This window comes from Derxia gummosa DSM 723, assembly GCF_000482785.1.
In the GTDB taxonomy this organism is placed as follows: domain Bacteria; phylum Pseudomonadota; class Gammaproteobacteria; order Burkholderiales; family Burkholderiaceae_E; genus Derxia; species Derxia gummosa.
Genome location: NZ_KI519499.1, coordinates 14,037 through 33,345 on the forward strand (window position 1 = coordinate 14,037; position 19,309 = coordinate 33,345).

Sequence of the window (19,309 nt, forward strand, 5' to 3'; positions counted from 1 at the left end):
CGTCCGCGCCCCCCTCGCGCCTTGCGTCGCGACCACCGTCGGCGCACCCGGCTCGCCCTGTGCCCTCGAAGGACCGAGGCACGGCGGCGTGAAGATCACGCGCCCGCCGCGAACTCCCGACGGGATGTAACCAGAGGGTCACGCTCGGGAATCTTGCTAGCCTGACCCGGCCTATCTGACCGCCGGACACCCCGTCATGGAACCCGATCTGCTGACCCGCCTGCGCGCGGAGACGGCCGAGGTCCATCGCAGGCTCGACTCCGCGCTCGGGCTGCTGACGCCCCCTCCCGACCAGTGTCGTGTGACCGCCTTTCTCGAAGGCATGCACGGCTTCCTGCTTGGCTGGGTGCCGGCGTTGTCGGCCAGCCTCGGCGATGCCGACGGTGACCACGCGCAGCGCCGCCTCGCCCTCGTCGCCTCCGATCTGCTGCGCCTCGGCCACGACCGCGCCAGCCTCGCCGCCCTGCCCGTCTGCGCCACCGCCGCGCGTTGCGCCGCGACGCCCGCCACCGCGCTCGGCTCGCTCTACGTCATCGAAGGCTCGATGCTCGGTGGCTTGGTGATTGCCCGCGCGCTCGCCGACGCCACCTGGCTGCCGCCCGGCGGACTCGGCTATCTCGCGCGTGACGCTGCCGATGCCGAACGCTGGCGCCTGCTGGCGCGCCGGCTCGCGGCCGCGCCCCCGGCCGAGGCCGTCATCGCCGGCGCGCGCGAATGCTTCGAATGCCTGGCCGACTGGCTGCCGCATCGCCTCTCACGTCCCGTAGCCACCGATGCCTGAAATCAGCCCCGCCGACGCCACCGATCCCTGCGCCCGCGAGCCCATCCGCACGCCCGGCGCCATCCAGCCCCACGGCGCGCTGATGCTGCTCGGCCCGCCCGACGCCGGCGGCGACCGCGACGTGCTCAGCGCCAGCATCAACCTCGCCACCCTGCTCGGCCTCGACGCCCGCCCGACACGCCTCGGCGCACTGCCCGACGGCGTCCGCCTCGCCGGCCTGCTCGACGGCCTCGACACACCCGGTGGCCCGCCCTTCACAGACCTGCTCAGCCTGCCCGCCGGCCGCTTCCAGCTCGACGCCCGCTCCACGCCCCAGGGCCTGCTGCTCGAATTCGAGCCCGCTGGCGACGTCGGCCCCGATGCCGGCAGCTTCTACCGACACCTCGGCGAGCTGATCGACGCGATGGGCCTGCTCGACCACGAAGACGATCTCTGCCGCCGCGTCGCCACCGAGACGCGCCGCCTCACCGGCTTCGCGCGCGTGCTCATCTATCGCTTCGCGCCCGACTGGCACGGCCGCGTCGTGGCCGAGGACGGCGACGGCCGCCTGCCGAGCTATCTCGGCCTGCGCTTTCCGGCCTCCGACATTCCGGCCCAGGCGCGCGAGCTGTACCGCCGCCATCGCCTGCGCCTCATTCCGGACGCCGACTACGCGCCGGTCCCGCTCGACCCGCCGCTGCTGGCCGACGGCAGCCCGATCGACCTCGGCCCGGCCGGACTGCGCAGCGTCGCGCCGGTGCATGTGGAATACATGCGCAACATGGGCACGGCGGCCTCGATGTCGGTATCGCTGCTGGTCGATGGCGCGCTCTGGGGGCTGATCTCCTGCCACCACCCCGAGCCGAAGACGGTCGCGCCGCCGCTGCGCGCGCTGTGCGACTTCCTGGGCCAGCTGCTCGCACTCCAGATCGGTGCCCGCACGCGCGGCGAGCATGCGGCGCGGCGCCTCGCGCTCAAGCGGGTCGAGAACGAGCTGCTCGCGCGCGTCGCCCGCGCGGCCGACTTCCCGTCCGGTCTCGCCGCCAGCCCCGAGGCCTGGCTCGGCCTCGTGAACGCCGCCGGCGCGGCGGTGGTGGTGGAAGGCGCCATCCTCACCGCCGGCCGCACGCCGCCGATCGATCGGCTGCGCGATCTGGCCGGCTGGCTCAAGCGCGGGCAGGACACACCGCTCTGGCACACCGACGCGCTCGCGCGCCACTGGCCCGAGGCCGCCGATCTGGGCGAATCCGCGAGCGGCCTGCTCGCCATCGCCATCTCGCAGCTGCACGCCAGCTGGATCCTGTGGTTCCGCCCCGAGCTGCCGCACAGCGTCGACTGGGGCGGCGACCCGCGCAAACCCGCCGCTGCGCCCGGCGAGCGGCTGTCGCCGCGCAAGTCCTTCGACCTCTGGCGCGAACAGGTGCGCGGCCAGTCCGAGCCCTGGCACAGCGCCGAACTCGACGCCGCCGCCGACTTCCGCCACGCCATCGTCAGCTTCGTGCTGCGCCAGGCCGAGGAGCGCGCCGCCCTGACCGACCAGCTCCAGCGCAGCAACAAGGAGCTGGAATCGTTCAGCTACTCGGTCTCGCACGACCTGCGCGCGCCCTTCCGCCACATCGTCGGCTATGCCGAGCTGCTGCGCGAACGCCATGCCGACGGCCTCGACGACAAGTCGCGCCACTACCTCGACAACATCATCGACTCGGCACTGTCGGCCGGCCGGCTGGTGGATGACCTGCTCAACTTCTCGCGCCTCGGCCGCGCCAGCCTCGACATGACGCGCGTGGACATGAACAAGCTCGTCGCCGAGGTCAAGCAATCGCTCGCGCCCGATACCGCCGGCCGCGCCATCGACTGGCGCATCGCGCCCCTGCCCGACGCCTGGGGCGACGCGGCGATGCTGCGCCAGGCGCTCGCCAACCTCATCGACAACGCCGTCAAGTACACGCGCGACGCCAGCCCGGCCGTCATCGAGATCGGCGGCGAGGCGCTCGCCCATGAGCTGCGCTTCTGGGTGCGCGACAACGGCACCGGCTTCGACATGGCCTACGTGGGCAAGCTGTTCGGCGTGTTCCAGCGCCTGCACCGGGCCGAGGACTACGCCGGCACCGGCATCGGCCTCGCCCTCACGCGCCGGATCATCGACCGCCACGGCGGCCGCATCGACGCCAGCGGCGCGCTCGGCCAGGGCGCCTGCTTCCGTTTCGCTTTGCCCGTGCCTTCCCTTTCCCCCTCTCCGGAGCCGGCCAATGGCTAGCCTGCGCCCCATCCTCCTCGTCGAGGACAACCCGCGCGACCTCGAACTCACGGTCGCCGCGCTGGAGAAATGCCAGCTCGCCAATCCGCTCGTGATCGCGCGCGACGGCGCCGAGGCGCTCGACTGGCTGCACCGCCGGCATGACGCCGCCGCGCGCGAGCCGGGCGATCCGGCCGTCGTGCTGCTCGACCTCAAGCTGCCGCGCATCGACGGCCTCGAGGTGCTGGAACAGGTCAAGCACGACCCGGCGCTGCGCGCGATCCCGGTAGTGATGCTCACCTCCTCGCGCGAGGAGCGCGACCTCGTGCGCAGCTACGAACTGGGCGTCAACGCCTTCGTCGTGAAGCCGGTGGACTTCAAGGCCTTCTTCGCCGCCATCCAGGACCTCGGGATGTTCTGGGCCATCCTCAACGAACCGCCGCCGCGCGGTACCTCGCCCGGCGGAGCCTGACGATGCAGCTGCACTCCTTGCATGACGACCGCGCCTCCCATCGCCCGGCCGAGCCGCCGCTCGACGCGCCGCACCAGGCCCCCGTGCTCGTCACGCCGCCGGCCGACGACGCGCGCACCACGCCCGCGACCGGCGTCGCGCCGCCGCGCCTGCTGCTGCTGGAGGACAGCGACATCGACACCGAGCTGCTCACGCTCGCGCTCGAACGCGCCGGCCTGCGCTTCGAGATGACGCGCGTGTCCGGCCGGCGCGGCTATCTCGCCGCGCTGGCCGACGACCGCTTCGACGCCATCCTCGCCGACTACTCGCTGCCCGACTTCGACGGCCTGAGCGCCCTGCATCTCGCGCGCGAGCGCCTGCCCGGTGTGCCCTTCCTGTTCGTGTCGGGCGTGGTGGGCGAGGACTTCGCCACCGAGGCGCTGCGCCAGGGCGCGGTCGACTACGTGCTCAAGCGCAACCTCGCGCGCCTGCCCGGCGCGGTCGAGCGCGCCATCGCTGAAACCCGCGAACGCGAGCAGCGCCGCCGCGCCGAAAACGCCCTGCACGCTAGCGAAACCAACATCCGCCTCGCCGCCGAGGCCGCCAACCTCGGCCTGTGGGAATACCACCCGCTGACCGGCCGGCTGCACTGGGACGACCGCGCGCTCGCCCTGCTCGGCCTGCCGCCCGCCACGCCGGCACGGCTGATCGCCTTCGTCACCGCCGCCCATCCCGACGACCGCGATCAGCTCGCCGACGCGATCGACCGCGCGCTCACGCCCGGCGGCAGCGGGCATGTGGCCGAACGCTTCCGCGCCGGCGAGCGCTGGGTGGTGGCGCTCGGCCAGGCCTTCTTCGAGGACGGCGTCTGCACCCGTTGCGTCGGCATTCTCCAGGACGTGACCGACGCCCACCGCAAGGACGAAGCGCTGCGCCGCTCCAACCAGGCGCTCGAGGCCCGGGTGGAGGAGCGCACGCGCGAGCGCGACGGCATGTGGCGGCTGTCGGACGACCTCATGTGCCTTTGCACGCCCGAAGCCCTGCTGCTGGCGGTGAACCCGGCCTGGGTCCGCCAGCTCGGCTGGCGCGAGGAGGAACTGGTGGGCAGCTCGCTGGGCGAGCTGCTGCATCCGGACGACGTGGCGCCCGTGACGGCGCGACTCGCGCGCATGGCATCGGGCGGAGCGGTGCGGCGCTTCGACAGCCGGCTGCGCAACCGCGACGGCAGCCTGAGGCTCTACCGCTGGGCGGCGAGCACCGAGCACGGCGCCATCTATGCCGTGGGCCGCGACATCACCGAGGAGATGGCCGCGATCGACGAACTGGCCGCCGCCAACCGCCAGCTGCGCACCCAGATCGAGGAGCGCGAGCGCGTCGAGGCAACGCTGAGCCAGATGCAGCGGCTCGACGCGGTCGGCCAGCTCACCTCGGGCGTCGCGCACGACTTCAACAACCTGCTCACGATCGTGCTGGGCAACCTCAATGCGCTCGGCCGCGCCGCGCTGCCGGACGACCAGCAGCGCCGCATCCAGATGATGAAGCAGGCCGCCGAGCGCGGCGCCCGGCTCACCGGCCAGTTGCTCGCCTTCTCGCGCCGGCAACGGCTGGAGCCGCGCTCGACCGATCTGAACGACCTCGTCGCCAACCTGCGCGACCTGCTGCAAAGCACGATGGGCGGCAGCGTGCGCATCGGCATCGAGCTGCATCCGGGCCTTTGGCCGGCGCTGGTCGATCCGACCCAGCTCGAACTCGCCATCCTCAACCTCGCCATCAATGCCCGCGACGCGATGGACGTGGGCGGCGAGCTGCGCCTGTCCACCGACAACCTCGTATTGCGCGCGAGCGAAGGCGCGCGCCGCCCCGAGGACCCGGGCCCCGGCCAGTACGTGGTGCTGAGCGTGAGCGACAACGGCTCGGGCATGACGCCCGAGGTGCGCGCCAAGGCCTTCGAGCCCTTCTTCACCACCAAGGACATCGGCCGGGGCTCGGGCCTCGGGCTGGCCCAGGTGTACGGCTTCGCCAAGCAGTCGGGGGGAGGCGTGCGCATCGAATCGGAAGTCGGGCACGGCACGACGGTGAGTGTGTTCCTGCCGCGCACCCTCGGCCGGATCGAGGACGACAGCGACGTCCTTGCCGAGTCGCCGCGCCCCGACGGCCCCGCGCCGCTCGTGCTGCTGGTGGACGACGACAGCGCCGTGCGCGAGATCACCGCGCTCACTCTCGGCGATCTCGGCTACCGCGTGATCGAGGCCGGCAGCGGCGGCGCCGCGCTCGACCTGCTCGACCGCCGTACCGACATCGACCTGATGCTGGTCGATTTCGCGATGCCCGGCATGAATGGCGCCGAACTGGTGCGCGAGGCGGCACAGCGCCGGCCCGGCCTGCCTTCCCTGTTCATCACCGGCTATGCGACGCCGGGCGCGCTCGACGGCGTGGACGAGGACCGCATCGTGCCCAAGCCCTTCCGCGAGGACGACCTGGCGGCCAAGCTGGCCCGCGCCGCGCCGAAGCACGCCCGCGCCGCCCAGGCCTCCGCCGAGCCTCCGGCGCCAGCGCCGGACGGCACCACGCCCGACTGCGTCGGCTCGCCCGACCGCGCCGGCTCGCCCGACCGCGCCGGCTTACCCGGCGCCGCCGACACGACCGCCGCCGAGGCGCCGTCCGCCGCCCTCGACATCCTCTACGTCGAGGACAACGAGCTGATCCGGGGCACCGTGGTCGAGTACCTGACCGCGCTCGACCACCGCGTCGCCGCGATGGCGACCGCCGAGGAGGCACTGGAAGTGCTGGCACCCGGACGCTTCGACCTGCTGTTCACCGACATCAGTCTGCCAGGCATGTCGGGCATCGACCTGGCGCGCGAGGTCGCCCAGCGCGTGCCCGGCCTGCGCGTGGTCCTGGCCTCGGGCTACGACTGGCAGACCGACCTGCGCCAGTTCGGGCTCGACGTCATCACCCTGCCCAAGCCCTTCGACCTCGAACAGCTCGACGCGCTGCTGGAGGAGATCGCGCGCTCGCGCCGCTGACGCTGGCGACCGAGCCACGAGACGCGCGCCATCGGGCGGCGGCCGGCATGGCCCGCCCGCGTTCCGGGCGAGCCGACATGGCCGGCGCGCATCCGGCGCGGCAAGCTTCTTGCACCCTGCCAGCGGCCCGCGCCGGTGCCCGCGCGCAGGTGCCGCGCCCGCTCGCCACGCCGGCGACTCGGGCCGTCGTCCAATCCGTCGAAGAAGAAAAGCCATGTCCAGCCGTCAACGTCGTCAGCTCCTGCTGGCCGCCTGCGCCAGCGCCGTCCTTGCCCTGCCCGGCGCCGCCAGCGCGGCCGACAAGCTCAAGGTCGCCGCCATCTACACCGTGCCGGTCGAGCAGCAATGGGTCTCGCGCATCCACAAGGCGCTCACCGCGGCCAGGGCGCGCGGCGAGATCGAGTACGTGTTCAGCGAGAACGTCGCCAACGCCGACTACGAGCGCGTCATGCGCCAGTACGCCGAGGGCGGCAACGGCCTCATCGTGGGCGAGGCTTTCGCGGTCGAGACTGCCGCGCGCCGCGTGGCGAAGGACTATCCCAAGACGGCCTTCCTGCTCGGCTCCTCGGGCAAGCCGCAGGCGCCCAACTTCTCGGTGTTCGACAACTACATCCAGGAGCCGGCCTATCTGAGCGGGATGATCGCCGGCGCGATGACGAAGACCGGCACCATCGGCATGGTGGGCGGCTACCCGATTCCCGAGGTCAACCGGCTCATGAACGCCTTCATGGACGGCGCGCGCGCGACCAACCCCAAGGTGAAGTTCATGGTGAATTTCATCGGCAGCTGGTTCGATCCGCCCAAGGCCAAGGAGGCCTCGTTCGCGATGCTCGACAAGGGCGCGGACGTCATGTACGCCGAGCGCTTCGGCGTGAGCGACGCGGCGAAGGAACGCGGCAAGCTTGCGATCGGCAACGTCATCAACACGCAAGACAAGTACCCCGACACGGTCGTGGCCTCGGCGCTGTGGAACATGGAGCCGACCATCGACGCGGCAATCAAGGCGGTGAGGGCCGGCGGCTTCAAGGCCGAGGACTACGGCCAGTACTCGCTGATGAAGTTCGGCGGCTCGGAGCTGGCGCCGCTCGGCAGCTTCGAGGGCAAGGTAGCGGCCGAGGTGATGAAGAAGGTGCGCGAGAAGGAGATGACGTTCAAGGCCGGCAAGGCCACGATCGCGCCGGTGGACTCGGAGCCGAAGTCCACGCCCTGAACGCCGCGCGTGACGCGCCGCCCCCTTCGAGATCTGGCGCCGCCGCCCGCCTCACGGCGCGGCAGCGCCGGACGCCGCGCCTCGCCAGCCGTGCATTGCAAACGTTTTCATCCCGCCCATGTCCTTGCCCGACAAGCATCACGACGCCCCCGCCGACCGCGTGCTCGAACTGAGCGGCATCAGCAAGCGCTTCGGCGCGCTGCTCGCCAATGACGCGATCTCGCTCGACCTCCGGCGTGGCGAGGTGCTCGCGCTGCTGGGCGAGAACGGCGCCGGCAAGTCGACGCTGATGTCGATCCTGTTCGGCCATTACACGGCCGATCGGGGCTACATCCGCGCCTTCGGCGCGCCGCTGCCGTCGGGCGATCCGGCCGCGGCGCTGGGGGCGGGCATCGGCATGGTCCACCAGCACTTCACGCTGGCCGACAACCTCAGCGTGCTCGACAACGTGATGCTCGGCACCGAGCCGCTGTGGCAGCCCTTCATGCGGCGCGGCGCGGGTCGGCGCCGGCTGCTCGAACTGGGACGCAAGTTCGGCCTCGCGGTCGAGCCGGAGGCACGCGTGGGGGCGCTGTCGATGGGCGAGCGCCAGCGCGTCGAGATCCTCAAGGCGCTGTATCGCGGCGCTCGCGTGCTCATCCTCGACGAGCCGACCGCCGTGCTCACGCCCGATGAATCGGCGGCGCTGTTCCGCACGCTCGCGACGCTCACGGCGCGCGGGCTGTCGGTCATCTTCATCTCGCACAAGCTCGACGAGGTGCTCGCGCACAGCGACCGCGTGGCCGTGCTGCGGCGCGGGCGGCTCGTGGCCGAACGGCGCACGCTGCATTGCACGCGCGAATCGCTGGCCGCGCTGATGGTCGGGGCCAGGACGGTGGAGCCGCCGGGCGATACGCCGATCGATAAGGTCCGGCCGGCCGCGACGACGGACGGCAAGCCGATGCGCGAAACCGCGCCAACCGAACCGGCGGGCCGGACGCCGATCACCGGTGACGATGCGGCGGACACGCCCGACGCGGCAGCCGAGACCGTCGGCACGAGCACCACTGCAACCGCGCCGCCAACCGACGCGGTGAACATGGCGCCGGAACCGGCTAGGGAAACGCCCGCGGCGCCCCCCACGCCAACGGACGCGGCTCGCGCCACCACCACCGACGCCGGCGCTGCCATGGCGGCCACCGCGCCGCGCCTGCGCCTCATCGCCCTCGCCCACGGCACGCTGCGCAAGGCCAGCCTCGATCTCGCGCCGGGCGAGATCGTCGGCATCGCGGGCGTGTCGGGCAATGGCCAGGACGAGCTGGCGCAACTGCTGTTCGGCCTCGCGCGACCGAGCGCCGGCTCGATCCTGCTCGACGGCGAGCCGCTGCCCGCCAGCCCGCGCGCGCTCACGCGGCTCGGCGTCGGCCGCGTGCCCGCCGATCGCGCGCGCGAGGGCCTGATCGCCGACCTGAGCGTGGCCGAGAACGCGGTGAGCGAGCGCCTCGCCGACGCGCCGTTCTCGCGCCTGGGCTGGATCGCGCGCGGCGCCGCCCGCGCCCTCGCCGAACGCCTCGTGCGCGATTTCGACGTGCGCTGCGCCGGCACCAATGCCGCCGCGCGCTCGATGTCGGGCGGCAACATGCAGAAGCTGGTGCTCGGCCGGGCTCTCGCCGCCGGTCCGGCGCCGCGCGTGCTGGTGCTGCACCAGCCGACCTGGGGCCTCGACGTGGGCGCCGTCGCGGCGGTGCATGCACGGCTGCGCGCCGCGCGCGACGCCGGCGCCGCCGTGCTGCTCATCTCCGACGATCTCGACGAGTTGCTCACGCTGTGCGACCGCATCGCCGTCATGTTCCGGGGCCGGCTCGGGCGCGCGCGTGCAGGCGTCAGCCGCTCGGAGCTTGGCCTCGCCATGGCCGGCGCCGAAACCTGATTTCCCGCAAAAAGCACACGTTCACGCCGGAAAACCGCCCGCCCTTCCCAAAGCACCGGGTTTTCCCGGGGTTTTCCTGGCCGTGGTTTCGATTCCGTGTCTATACTTACGTACAAACCCTAGGTTTTGGCTACCCCAGGAGGGGACAGCCGGGCGCACGAGGCCCGGCCGCCGTTGACGACAACCTCGACTTCACACGGAACCCGCCATGAACAAGCTCATCGCCGCCCTCGCCCTTTCGCTCGCCGGTCTCGGCATCGCACAAGCCTCGGCGCTGCCCGAATCGCTGCGCACGCCCAACGCCAGCTCGCCCGACTACACCGTCTTCCACGACGCGCCCACCGGCTTCGTGTTCGTGAAGCTGCCCACCGGCTGGAAGTTCGTCGGCAAGGCGGACAAGAGCGCCGCCGCGCCGTCCGACCTGCACACCGTCTTCCACGACGCTGGCACCGAATTCGTGTTCGTGCGCATGCCCGAAGGCTGGAAGTTCGTCGGTCGCGCCGACACCGCAATCTGATCCGTGCGCGGCCATCCGCCTCTCACGATCCCCCGCAAAGCCGCGCCTCAAGCGCGGCTTTTTTCATTTGCGCACTCGGGATCCGCATGTAAGGGCAGGCACAGCACCGGCGGCTACATTGGTTCGCGCGCCGTTTCCCAGGCCCGTTCTCCGTCATTCCCATGCGTTTTGAACCCCGCCTGAATCCCTCGCCGGCACTGCTGCTGGCCGCGCCTGTCGCCGCGGTGCTCGCGAGCCTCGCGATCGGCTCGCTGCTGATCGCGGCGACACGCGCGCCGGTCGGCCAGGCCTTCGTGCTGCTGCTGCAAGGCGCGCTCGGCTCGCGCTTCGCCCTCACCGAAACCCTCACCCGCGCGACGCCGCTCATCCTCACCGGGCTGTCAGCGGCGGTCGCGTTCCGCGCCCGACTGTGGAACATCGGTGCCGAGGGCCAACTCATGCTGGGCGCGCTCATGGCGGTGGCGATCGGCGGCGCGCCCAACCTGCTCGGCGTCGAGTCGCCCGAGGGACTGTGGCTGCCGGTGATGGCGCTCGGCGGCATGGCGGCCGGCGCGCTCTGGCTCGCGCTGCCGACGCTCGCGCGGCTCGCTATCGGCGTCGATGAGGTCGTCACCACGCTGCTGCTCAACTTCGTCGCGGTGCTGCTCGTGTCGATGCTGCTCGACGGCCCGATGAAGGACCCGCTCGCGCTCGGCTGGCCGCAGTCGGTGGCGATCGCGCCGGCGCTGGAACTGGGCAAGCTGGTCGAGCGCAGCAGGCTGCACACCGGCCTCGTCTGGGCACTCGTCGCGACGGCTGTTGTGTGGACGATCCAGTCCCGCACCACCTTCGGTCAGGCGATGCGCGCGGTCGGTGCGAACGCTCGCGCGGCGAAGTTCGCGGGCGTGCCGGTCGGCATGACGGTGCTGCTGACGGCGCTGATGTCGGGCGCGCTCGCCGGCCTCGCGGGCGTGGCCGAGGTGGCCGGTCGCGCCGGCTACGTCACGCTCGACATGAGCCCCGGCTACGGCTACTCGGGCATCGTCATCGCGATGCTCGCCGGCCTGCATCCGGCGGGCGTGGTGCTCGCGGCGGTGTTCGTCGCGGCGATCATGGTCGGCGCCGATTCGATGAGTCGCGCGCTCGGCGTGCCGAGCTATCTCGCCGACGTGATGGTCGCGGTCGCGCTGCTCGCGATGCTGGTCTCGACGATGCTTGCGCGCTATCGCCTGCGGCGCGACTGAGCACTCGCCGCCCGGCGCCGCCGGCGTGGCAACCTGCCGGCTGGCCCGCCTCCTCCGCCAAGACCGATTGCATGGAACTGCTCGACCTCGTTTCCGGGGCCGCCTTCTGGGTGGCCGTGCTGCGCCTCGCGACGCCGCTGCTGTTCGGCACGCTGGGCGCGCTGCTGTGCGAGCGCTCGGGCGTGCTCAACCTCGGCATCGAAGGAATCATGGTGGCGGGCGCGTTCTGCGGCTGGCTCGCGGCGCATCACGGCGCGGGGCCCTGGGGCGGGCTGGCGGCGGCGCTGCTGGCGGGCGCGCTGCTCGGGCTGCTGCACGGGCTGCTCACCGTGGTGCTGGCGCTGTCGCAGCATGTGGCCGGGCTCGGGCTGACGATGCTGGCGACCTCGCTCTCCTACTTTTCCTACCGCGTCGCCTTCCCGCAGGACAGCGGGCCGCCCGCGATCGCGCCCTTCGCGCGCTTCGGCGCCGAGGCGCCCCTGCTCGATTCGGTGCCGGTGCTGGGCCAGCTCACCGCGCCCACCGTGCTCGCCTTCCTGCTCGTGCCGCTGACGGCCTGGCTGCTCAACCGCACGCCGCTCGGCCTCGCAATCCGCATGTGCGGCGAGAACCCCGACGCGGCCGAGGCGCAGGGGCTGTCGGTCATCGGCATCCGGCTGCTGGCGGTGGCGGCGGGCAGCGCGCTGATGGCGCTGGGCGGCGCCTTCCTCACACTGTCGGCCTTCGACGCCTTCTTCTTCAACATGGTCAACGGGCGCGGCTGGATCTGCATCGCGCTCGTGGTGTTCGCGTCGTGGCGACCGGGCAAGGCGATGCTCGGCACGCTGCTGTTCGGCGCCTTCGATGCCTTGCAGATTTCGCTGCAATCGTCGCCGTCGGGCTTGGGCGGATTGAAGCTGCCATATCAGCTCTACCTGATGGCGCCCTATCTGCTGTCGATCACGGCGCTGGCACTCGCGGGGCGGCGCGCGCAAGTCCCGCAAGCCCTGATGAAACCCTGGCGCAAGGGCGAGCGATGATCTGAGACGGTGTCAGGAAGTTGCAAGAATCGGCTGCCAAGTTCCCCGACGCCGCCCCATACGGGGCCGTATGCCAAATTCGGCGGGCAACAGCCGACTCGCGCAACCGGAGACACACGCATGCAGAACATCTACGAACAGGGACTCGACCGGAACGCCGCCAACTTCGCGCCGCTGTCGCCGCTCATGTTCATCGAGCGCACCGCCGCGATCTACGGCAGCAAGCTCGCCGTGGTTCATGGCGGTCTGCGTCGCACCTGGGCGGAGACCTACGAGCGCTGCAAGCGCCTGGCGAGCGCGCTGACCAAGCGCGGCCTCGGCGTCGGCGACACCGTCGCCGTCATGCTGCCCAACACGCCGGCCATGGTCGAAGCGCACTTCGGCATCCCGATGAGCGGCGCGGTGCTCAACACGCTCAACACCCGCCTCGACCCCGAGAACATCGCCTTCATGCTCGACCACGGCGAGGCCAAGGCGATCATCGTCGATCGTGAATTCGCGCCGATCGCGCTGCGCGCGCTCCAGATGCGCGGCCGCACCAAGCCCATCCTCGTCATCGACGTGGACGACCCGCTCTACACCGGCAAGAACGCCGGCATCGGCAGCATCGAGTACGAAGCCTTGCTCGCGGAAGGCGACGCCGATTTCGCCTGGAAGCTGCCCGACGACGAATGGGCCGCGATCGCGCTCAACTACACCTCGGGCACCACCGGCAACCCGAAGGGCGTCGTCTATCACCACCGCGGCGCGGCCATCAACGCGGTGTCCAACATCCTCGAATGGGACATGCCCAAGCACGCCGTCTACCTGTGGACGCTGCCCATGTTCCATTGCAACGGCTGGTGCTTCCCGTGGACGGTGGCGGCCCGCGCGGGCGTGAACGTGTGCCTGCGCCGCGTCGATGCCGAGAGTGTGCTGACCCTCATCCGCACCGAGAAGGTCACGCACTACTGCGGCGCGCCGATCGTGCAGAGCCTGCTCATCAACGCGCCCGACGAACTCAAGCAAGGCATCAACCATCAGGTGAAGACGATGGTCGCGGGCGCCGCGCCCCCCGCCGCGATGATCGAGGGCATGGAAGCGCTCGGCTTCGACCTCACCCATGTGTACGGCCTGACCGAGGTGTACGGCCCCGCGTCGGTGTGCGTGAAGCAGGACGACTGGGCCGAGAAGGACATCGGCGAGCGCGCCCGCCTCAATGCGCGCCAGGGCGTGCGCTATCACCTGCAGCACGGCATTACCGTGATGGACCCGGCCACCATGACCCCCGTGCCCGCCGACGGCGAGTCCATGGGCGAGATCATGTTCCGCGGCAACATCGCGATGAAGGGCTATCTCAAGAATCCCGGCGCCACCGAGGACGCCTTCGCGGGCGGCTGGTTCCACACCGGCGACCTCGCGGTCATGTATCCGGACGGCTACGTCAAGATCAAGGACCGCTCGAAGGACATCATCATTTCCGGCGGCGAGAACATCTCGTCGATCGAGGTGGAAGACGTGCTCTACCGCCACCCGGCGGTGGTGGCGGCGGCGGTCGTCGCCAAGCCCGATCCCAAGTGGGGCGAGACGCCCTGCGCCTTCGTCGAACTGAAGCAGGGCGCGACCTGTACGGTCGAAGAGATCGTCGCCCACTGCAAGCAGCATCTGGCCGGCTTCAAGGTGCCGCGCGCGGTCGTGTTCAAGGAACTGCCCAAGACCTCCACCGGCAAGATCCAGAAGTTCGAGCTGCGCAAGGAAGCCGGTTCGGCCTCGGCCATCGACGTGTGATCCCTCCGCCTCCGGCCCCCTCGCCGGAGGCTGCCGGGCCAGTACCTGAAGGGCTGGTCCGGCGTCCCGATTTCTCCATCTGTCTCCGTTGGACGCGGCTCCGATCCACAAGATCGTCCGCAGGGCGTGCAGGTCCGGTTCCGAAAGGCGGGCCGGGCCTCACGCCACGCTTTTTCCCTCCTCCGGCGTCCGCCGAAACTCCCTCGTTGAAAACCCTTGCAAGCCCGTGGTCGCCAGCGCCTGCGGGGCGGGCTAACTTCCTGCTTTGCGTGAATCGTCACCAGCACAAGCAGGCCCATGACCAAGCACTCGCCCCGTCACATCCGGCTCACGTCCCATCCGGGACACGGCCCGCGAACCTCGCCTGAAATCCACTGGGATGCGCCCGATGCGCAGCATCGCGGCCCCATCGTGGGCACCACGCTCAACCGCGCCCAGCGCAACGTGATCGGCACGCACAGCGGCTCGTACAGCGTGTACCGCGCGCTCGCCGTAGCCGCCGGCGCGCTCGACCCGACCCACCGCGCCGACCTCACCAACACCGCGCCGACCGACCTCATCGGCCCCTACCCGCAATGGAGCGAGCCGGGCCGCATCGTGTCGCTCGACCCGTGGGGCGCGGCCGTGGCCGACGTGTTCGCCGACCAGATCGCGGCCGGCATCGACATCCGCCCGACCATCGCCGTGACCAAGGCGCACATCGAGCTGCCCGAGATCCGCGACGCGATCGCCGCCGGCCGGCTCAAGCCCGACGGCAAGATTCTTCTGGACAACGGTTCGGCCTGCGTCACCAAGGCCGCCGTCGAGCCGGTGTGGTGGCTGCCCGGCGTGGCGAAGCGCTTCGGCTGCACCGAGACCGAGCTGCGCCGCATCCTGTTCGAGGAAACCGGCGGGATGTACCCCGAGCTGGTCACGCGCAGCGACCTCGAAGTCTTCCTGCCACCGATCGGCGGACAGACCGTGTACATCCTCGGCAACCCGCGCGACCTCGCCAACCCCGAGGTGCCGCTCACTGCGCGCGTGCATGACGAATGCAATGGCTCGGACGTGTTCGGCTCCGACATCTGCACCTGCCGGCCCTATCTCACGCATGCGATCGAGGAGTGCATCCGCGGTGCGCAGGCCACCGAAGCGGGCGGGCTCGGCGGCGTGGGGCTGATCGTGTACAGCCGCAAGGAAGGCCGCGCGCTCGGCGAGGTCACCAAGTTTCTCGTCTACAACGCGCGCAAGCGGCAGGTGGGCGGCGACAGCGCCGACAAGTACTTCCTGCGCACCGAATGCGTGGCCGGCGTGCAGGACATGCGCTTCCAGGAGCTGATGCCCGACGTGCTGCACTGGCTCGGCATCCGCAAGATTCACCGCCTCGTCTCGATGAGCAACATGAAGTTCGACGCGATGGTCGAGAGCGGCATCGAGATCGGCGAGCGCGTGCCCATCCCCGACGACCTGATCCCGGCCGACGCCAAGGTCGAGATCGAGGCCAAGATGGCCGCCGGCTATTTCACCGACGGCCGCGTGCCGGATGGCGAGGCGCTCGCCGCCGTGAAGGGACGGGGGCTGGAATGAGCAAGGTCAGCTACGCCCATCGCGAGGGCCACATGCACGAGCAGCACCTGCCCGCCGGCCTCGCCCAGCTCGACCGCGCGGTGGCCGAACTGCGCCAGCCCGCGACCATCCGCGCCCGCGCGGCCAACGTGCTCGCGGCGGTCAAGGCCGGGAAGTCGGAGTTCTTCCGCATCGACGAGGGCAAGCTCGACGAGGCCGCCGCGCTCGTGGCCGAGGTCACGCGCGGCAACTATCCGACGCTCGACGTGCCCTTCCACAGCCGCTGGCGGCATTTCGGCGCGGGCGGTATCGACCGCGAGGCGCAGTTCGACGCGGCCTTCGCGGCGCGCTTCGGTGCGGCGACGGGCAGCGACGCGGGCGGCGCGACGCTCGTGTCGCCCGCGACCGCGCCGGCCGGCGGCAAGCCCCGATCGGCCGCCGAAGCCGATCTCGCCCTGTCCCGCGCCCGCGCCGCCATCGACCTCGCGCTTGTGAGCGTGCTGCTCGACGCCGGCGCTGGCGCGCAATGGCGCTGGATCGAGTCGCGCGCCGACGGCCATTCGGCCAGCTACGCGCGCTCCGAGGGCCTGGGCGTCGCGAGCTTCCACGCCTTCATGCGCGGCGCCTTCTCGGCCACGGCCGGCGACCCGCTGCGCGTCGATGCCGAGGCGCTGCAACGGATGGACGCCAGCACGCTCGGCGCGCTGTTCCAGGTGACGGAGGCCAACCCGCTCGTCGGCATCGACGGCCGCGCGACGCTGCTGCGCCGCCTCGGCAAGACGATCGCCGCGCGGCCCGAGCTGTTCGGCAAGCCGGCGCGGCCGGGCAATCTCATCGACGCCCTGCTCGCCGAATCGGGCCAGGCGCCGGTGCGCGCGCGCGATGTGCTCGGTCTGCTGCTCGACGGCCTCGCGCCCATCTGGCCCTCGCACCAGAAGTTGGCCGACCGGCCGCTCGGCGATTGCTGGCGCCATCCCTTCGCGGGTGGCAGCGGCCTCACCGCCGGCTGGCTGCCGATCCACAAGCTGTCGCAATGGCTGACCTACTCGCTGCTGGAGCCGATCATGCGGGCCGGCGTGCAGGTGATCGGCATCGACGAACTCACGGCGCTGGCCGAGTACCGCAACGGCGGCCTGCTCATCGACAGCGGCGTGATCGTGCCGGCAAACCGCGAGGTCAAGCTCAAGGCCTGGACGCCGGGCGACCTGCCGATCATCGAATGGCGCGCGCTGACGATCGCGCTCATGGATCCGCTCGCCGACCTCGTGCGCGCAAGGCTCGGCAAGCCCGACATGCCGCTCGCCGCCATCCTCGAAGGCGGCACCTGGGCGGCGGGCCGCGTGCTCGCGGGCCGGCTGCATGGCGGCGATCCGCCGCTGCGCATCGTTAGCGACGGCACCGTGTTCTGAACCAGACCAACACATTCACGACAGCACAAGATGAGCTTCGAACTCCCGCCCAACGTCACCGTCATCGACCACCCGCTGGTGCAGCACAAGCTCACCCTCATGCGCCGCAAGGACGCGAGCACCAACAGCTTCCGCCGCCTCCTCAACGAGCTGAGCACGCTCATGGCCTACGAGGTCGTGCGCGACATGCCGATGCAGGAAATCGACATCGAGACGCCGCTCGAACTCATGAAGTCGCGCGTCATCGACGGCAAGAAGACGGTGCTGGTGTCGATCATGCGCGCGGGCACCGGCATCCTCGACGGCATGCTCAACGTGATTCCGGGCGCGCGCATCGGCCACATCGGCCTGTACCGCGACCCCAAGACGCTCGGCGCCGTCGAGTACTACTTCAAGATGCCCGGCGAGATGGAATCGCGCGACGCGATCGTGCTCGACCCGATGCTCGCCACCGGCAACTCGGCCATCGCGGCGATCGACCGGCTCAAGGAAGTCAATCCGCGCAGCATCAAGTTCGTCTGCCTGCTCACCTGCCCCGAGGGGCTGACGGCGTTGAGCCGCGCTCACCCCGACGTGCCGATCTTCACCGCGCATGTGGATCGCGGGCTGGATGAGCACGGCTACATCCGGCCGGGGCTGGGCGACGCGGGCGACCGCCTGTTCGGCACCAAGTAAGCCCGGTCGGCGCGCGGGCCGCAGCGCCGCGCGCCGCCTGCCTCGGCACCGTCATCGCGCCCACCGCCATGCTCGACCTCCTCCTCACCCACGCCACGCTGCCCGACGGCCGCACCGGCATCGACATCGCCGTCGCCTCCGGCCGCATCGCCGAGGTCGCGCCCGGCATCGCGGCGCGCGGCGCCGAGGCTGCGCGCATCATCGACGCGGCCGGCATGCTCGTCACGCCGCCCTTCGTCGATGCCCATTTCCACATGGACGCGACGCTCTCCTACGGCCTGCCGCGCGTGAACGCGAGCGGCACCCTGCTCGAAGGCATCGCGCTCTGGGGCGAACTCAAGCCCGCGCTCGACGAGGAAGCGATCGCCGCCCGCGCCCTCGCCTATTGCGACTGGGCGATCGCGCGCGGCCTGCTCGCCATCCGCACGCATGTGGATGTGTGCGACCCGCGCCTGCTCGCGGTGCGCGCCCTGCTCGAAGTGAAGAAGCGCGTCGCGCCCTGGCTCGACCTGCAACTCGTCGCCTTCCCGCAGGACGGCGTGCTGCGCTACTCGCCGGCCAAGGACGATCCGTCCTGCAAGCTGAGCGCGCTGCAATTGCTCGAACAGGCGCTCGACCTCGGCGTGGACGTGGTCGGCGGCATTCCCCACTTCGAGCGGACGATGGCCGACGGCGCCGAGTCGGTGCGCCTGCTGTGCGAACTGGCCGCCGCGCGCGGCCTGCGCGTGGACATGCATTGCGACGAGTCCGACGACCCGCATTCGCGCCACATCGAGACGCTGGCGTACCACGCGCAGCGGCTCGGGCTGCACGGGCGCGTCACCGGCTCCCACCTCACGTCCATGCATTCGATGGACAACTACTACGCGAGCAAGCTGATCCCGCTCATCGCCGAGGCGGGCGTGGCGGCGGTGGCCAATCCGCTCATCAACATCACGCTCCAGGGCCGGCACGACAGCTATCCCAAGCGTCGCGGCATGACGCGCGTGCCCGAGCTGATGGCGGCCGGCGTGACGGTGGCCTTCGGCCACGATTGCGTGATGGACCCGTGGTACTCGCTCGGCAGCGGCGACATGCTCGACGTGGCGGCCATGGGTCTGCATGTGGCGCAGATGACCTCGCAGGCCGGCATGCGCGCCTGCTTCGCGGCCGTGACGGAAAACCCCGCGCGCATCCTCGGCCTCGACGGCTACGGCCTCGCGCCGGGCTGTCATGCGGACTTCGTGCTGCTCCAGGCGCGCGACGCGGTCGAGGCGATCCGGCTGCGCGCGACGCGGCTGGCGGTGGTGCGGCGCGGACAGGTGATTGCCGAGGCGGCGCCGGCCGTGTCGCGGCTGACGCTCGGCGGCGAGTCGCGCACGGTGGATTTCCTGCACAACCGCCAGCAGTGAAAGCGGGCGCAGAATGCGCGCCTTCCGCCTGACCCTGATCTGCGCGGCCCGCAGACGGCCGCCTTCCTCCCGGACACCCGCATGTTCCTGCGCATGAAGCGTCTCAACGCGGTCCGCGCCTCGCGCCCGGTTGCCGCCTTCCCCAACCAGCCGCTCAAGCCGGCCGACCTG

At 71.1% G+C, this 19,309-nt stretch carries 14 protein-coding genes; all 14 read left to right on the forward strand.

What is annotated here, in order from left to right:
- The first annotated feature begins 196 nt into the window (after positions 1–196).
- The 14 genes from H566_RS26040 (at position 197) to H566_RS0117635 (ending at position 19,138) form a co-directional block, all read left to right on the forward strand.
- Positions 197–781: a biliverdin-producing heme oxygenase gene (locus H566_RS26040; RefSeq protein WP_051378933.1), complete on the forward strand. Its 585-nt coding sequence runs from the start codon at positions 197–199 to the stop codon at positions 779–781.
- Positions 774–3,017, forward strand: coding sequence for an ATP-binding protein (locus tag H566_RS26045; protein ID WP_034412156.1), 2,244 nt, complete (start codon positions 774–776; stop codon positions 3,015–3,017). The genes H566_RS26040 and H566_RS26045 overlap by 8 nt, the downstream gene beginning before the upstream one ends.
- Positions 3,010–3,468, forward strand: coding sequence for a response regulator (locus H566_RS0117580; RefSeq protein ID WP_028312465.1), 459 nt, complete (start codon positions 3,010–3,012; stop codon positions 3,466–3,468). Before H566_RS26045 ends, H566_RS0117580 begins: the two co-directional genes overlap by 8 nt.
- A 2-nt stretch (positions 3,469–3,470) precedes the next feature.
- The gene (locus H566_RS26050) at positions 3,471–6,473 is read left to right on the forward strand and encodes a response regulator (protein ID WP_084545252.1); all 3,003 of its coding nucleotides are present in this window, start codon (positions 3,471–3,473) and stop codon (positions 6,471–6,473) included.
- 214 nt (positions 6,474–6,687) lie between these two features.
- Entirely contained in the window at positions 6,688–7,683 is a 996-nt protein-coding gene (locus H566_RS0117590; RefSeq protein WP_028312466.1) for a BMP family protein, read from the forward strand.
- Between the two features lie 118 nt (positions 7,684–7,801).
- Positions 7,802–9,592 (forward strand): ABC transporter ATP-binding protein, encoded by a 1,791-nt coding sequence (locus H566_RS26055; RefSeq protein ID WP_051378934.1) that lies wholly within the window; start codon positions 7,802–7,804, stop codon positions 9,590–9,592.
- Positions 9,593–9,800: 208 nt separating this feature from the next.
- Positions 9,801–10,109, forward strand: a complete 309-nt coding sequence (locus H566_RS27685; protein ID WP_051378935.1) for a hypothetical protein — start codon at positions 9,801–9,803, stop codon at positions 10,107–10,109.
- A 161-nt stretch (positions 10,110–10,270) separates the two neighbouring features.
- Positions 10,271–11,332: an ABC transporter permease gene (locus H566_RS0117605; RefSeq protein ID WP_028312467.1), complete on the forward strand. Its 1,062-nt coding sequence runs from the start codon at positions 10,271–10,273 to the stop codon at positions 11,330–11,332.
- 71 nt (positions 11,333–11,403) lie between these two features.
- Positions 11,404–12,351, forward strand: coding sequence for an ABC transporter permease (locus H566_RS0117610; RefSeq protein WP_028312468.1), 948 nt, complete (start codon positions 11,404–11,406; stop codon positions 12,349–12,351).
- A 120-nt stretch (positions 12,352–12,471) separates the two neighbouring features.
- Positions 12,472–14,118, forward strand: coding sequence for an acyl-CoA synthetase (locus H566_RS0117615; protein ID WP_028312469.1), 1,647 nt, complete (start codon positions 12,472–12,474; stop codon positions 14,116–14,118).
- A 297-nt stretch (positions 14,119–14,415) separates the two neighbouring features.
- Positions 14,416–15,684: a GTP cyclohydrolase II gene (locus H566_RS0117620; RefSeq protein ID WP_051378936.1), complete on the forward strand. Its 1,269-nt coding sequence runs from the start codon at positions 14,416–14,418 to the stop codon at positions 15,682–15,684.
- Positions 15,681–17,072, forward strand: a complete 1,392-nt coding sequence (locus H566_RS0117625; RefSeq protein ID WP_084545253.1) for a DUF1688 family protein — start codon at positions 15,681–15,683, stop codon at positions 17,070–17,072. The genes H566_RS0117620 and H566_RS0117625 overlap by 4 nt, the downstream gene beginning before the upstream one ends.
- 30 nt (positions 17,073–17,102) lie before the next feature.
- Complete coding sequence (upp, locus tag H566_RS0117630) at positions 17,103–17,747, forward strand: uracil phosphoribosyltransferase (RefSeq protein ID WP_028312472.1); 645 nt, start codon at positions 17,103–17,105, stop codon at positions 17,745–17,747.
- 68 nt (positions 17,748–17,815) lie between these two features.
- Positions 17,816–19,138 (forward strand): amidohydrolase family protein, encoded by a 1,323-nt coding sequence (locus H566_RS0117635; protein ID WP_028312473.1) that lies wholly within the window; start codon positions 17,816–17,818, stop codon positions 19,136–19,138.
- Positions 19,139–19,309: the final 171 nt, after the last annotated feature.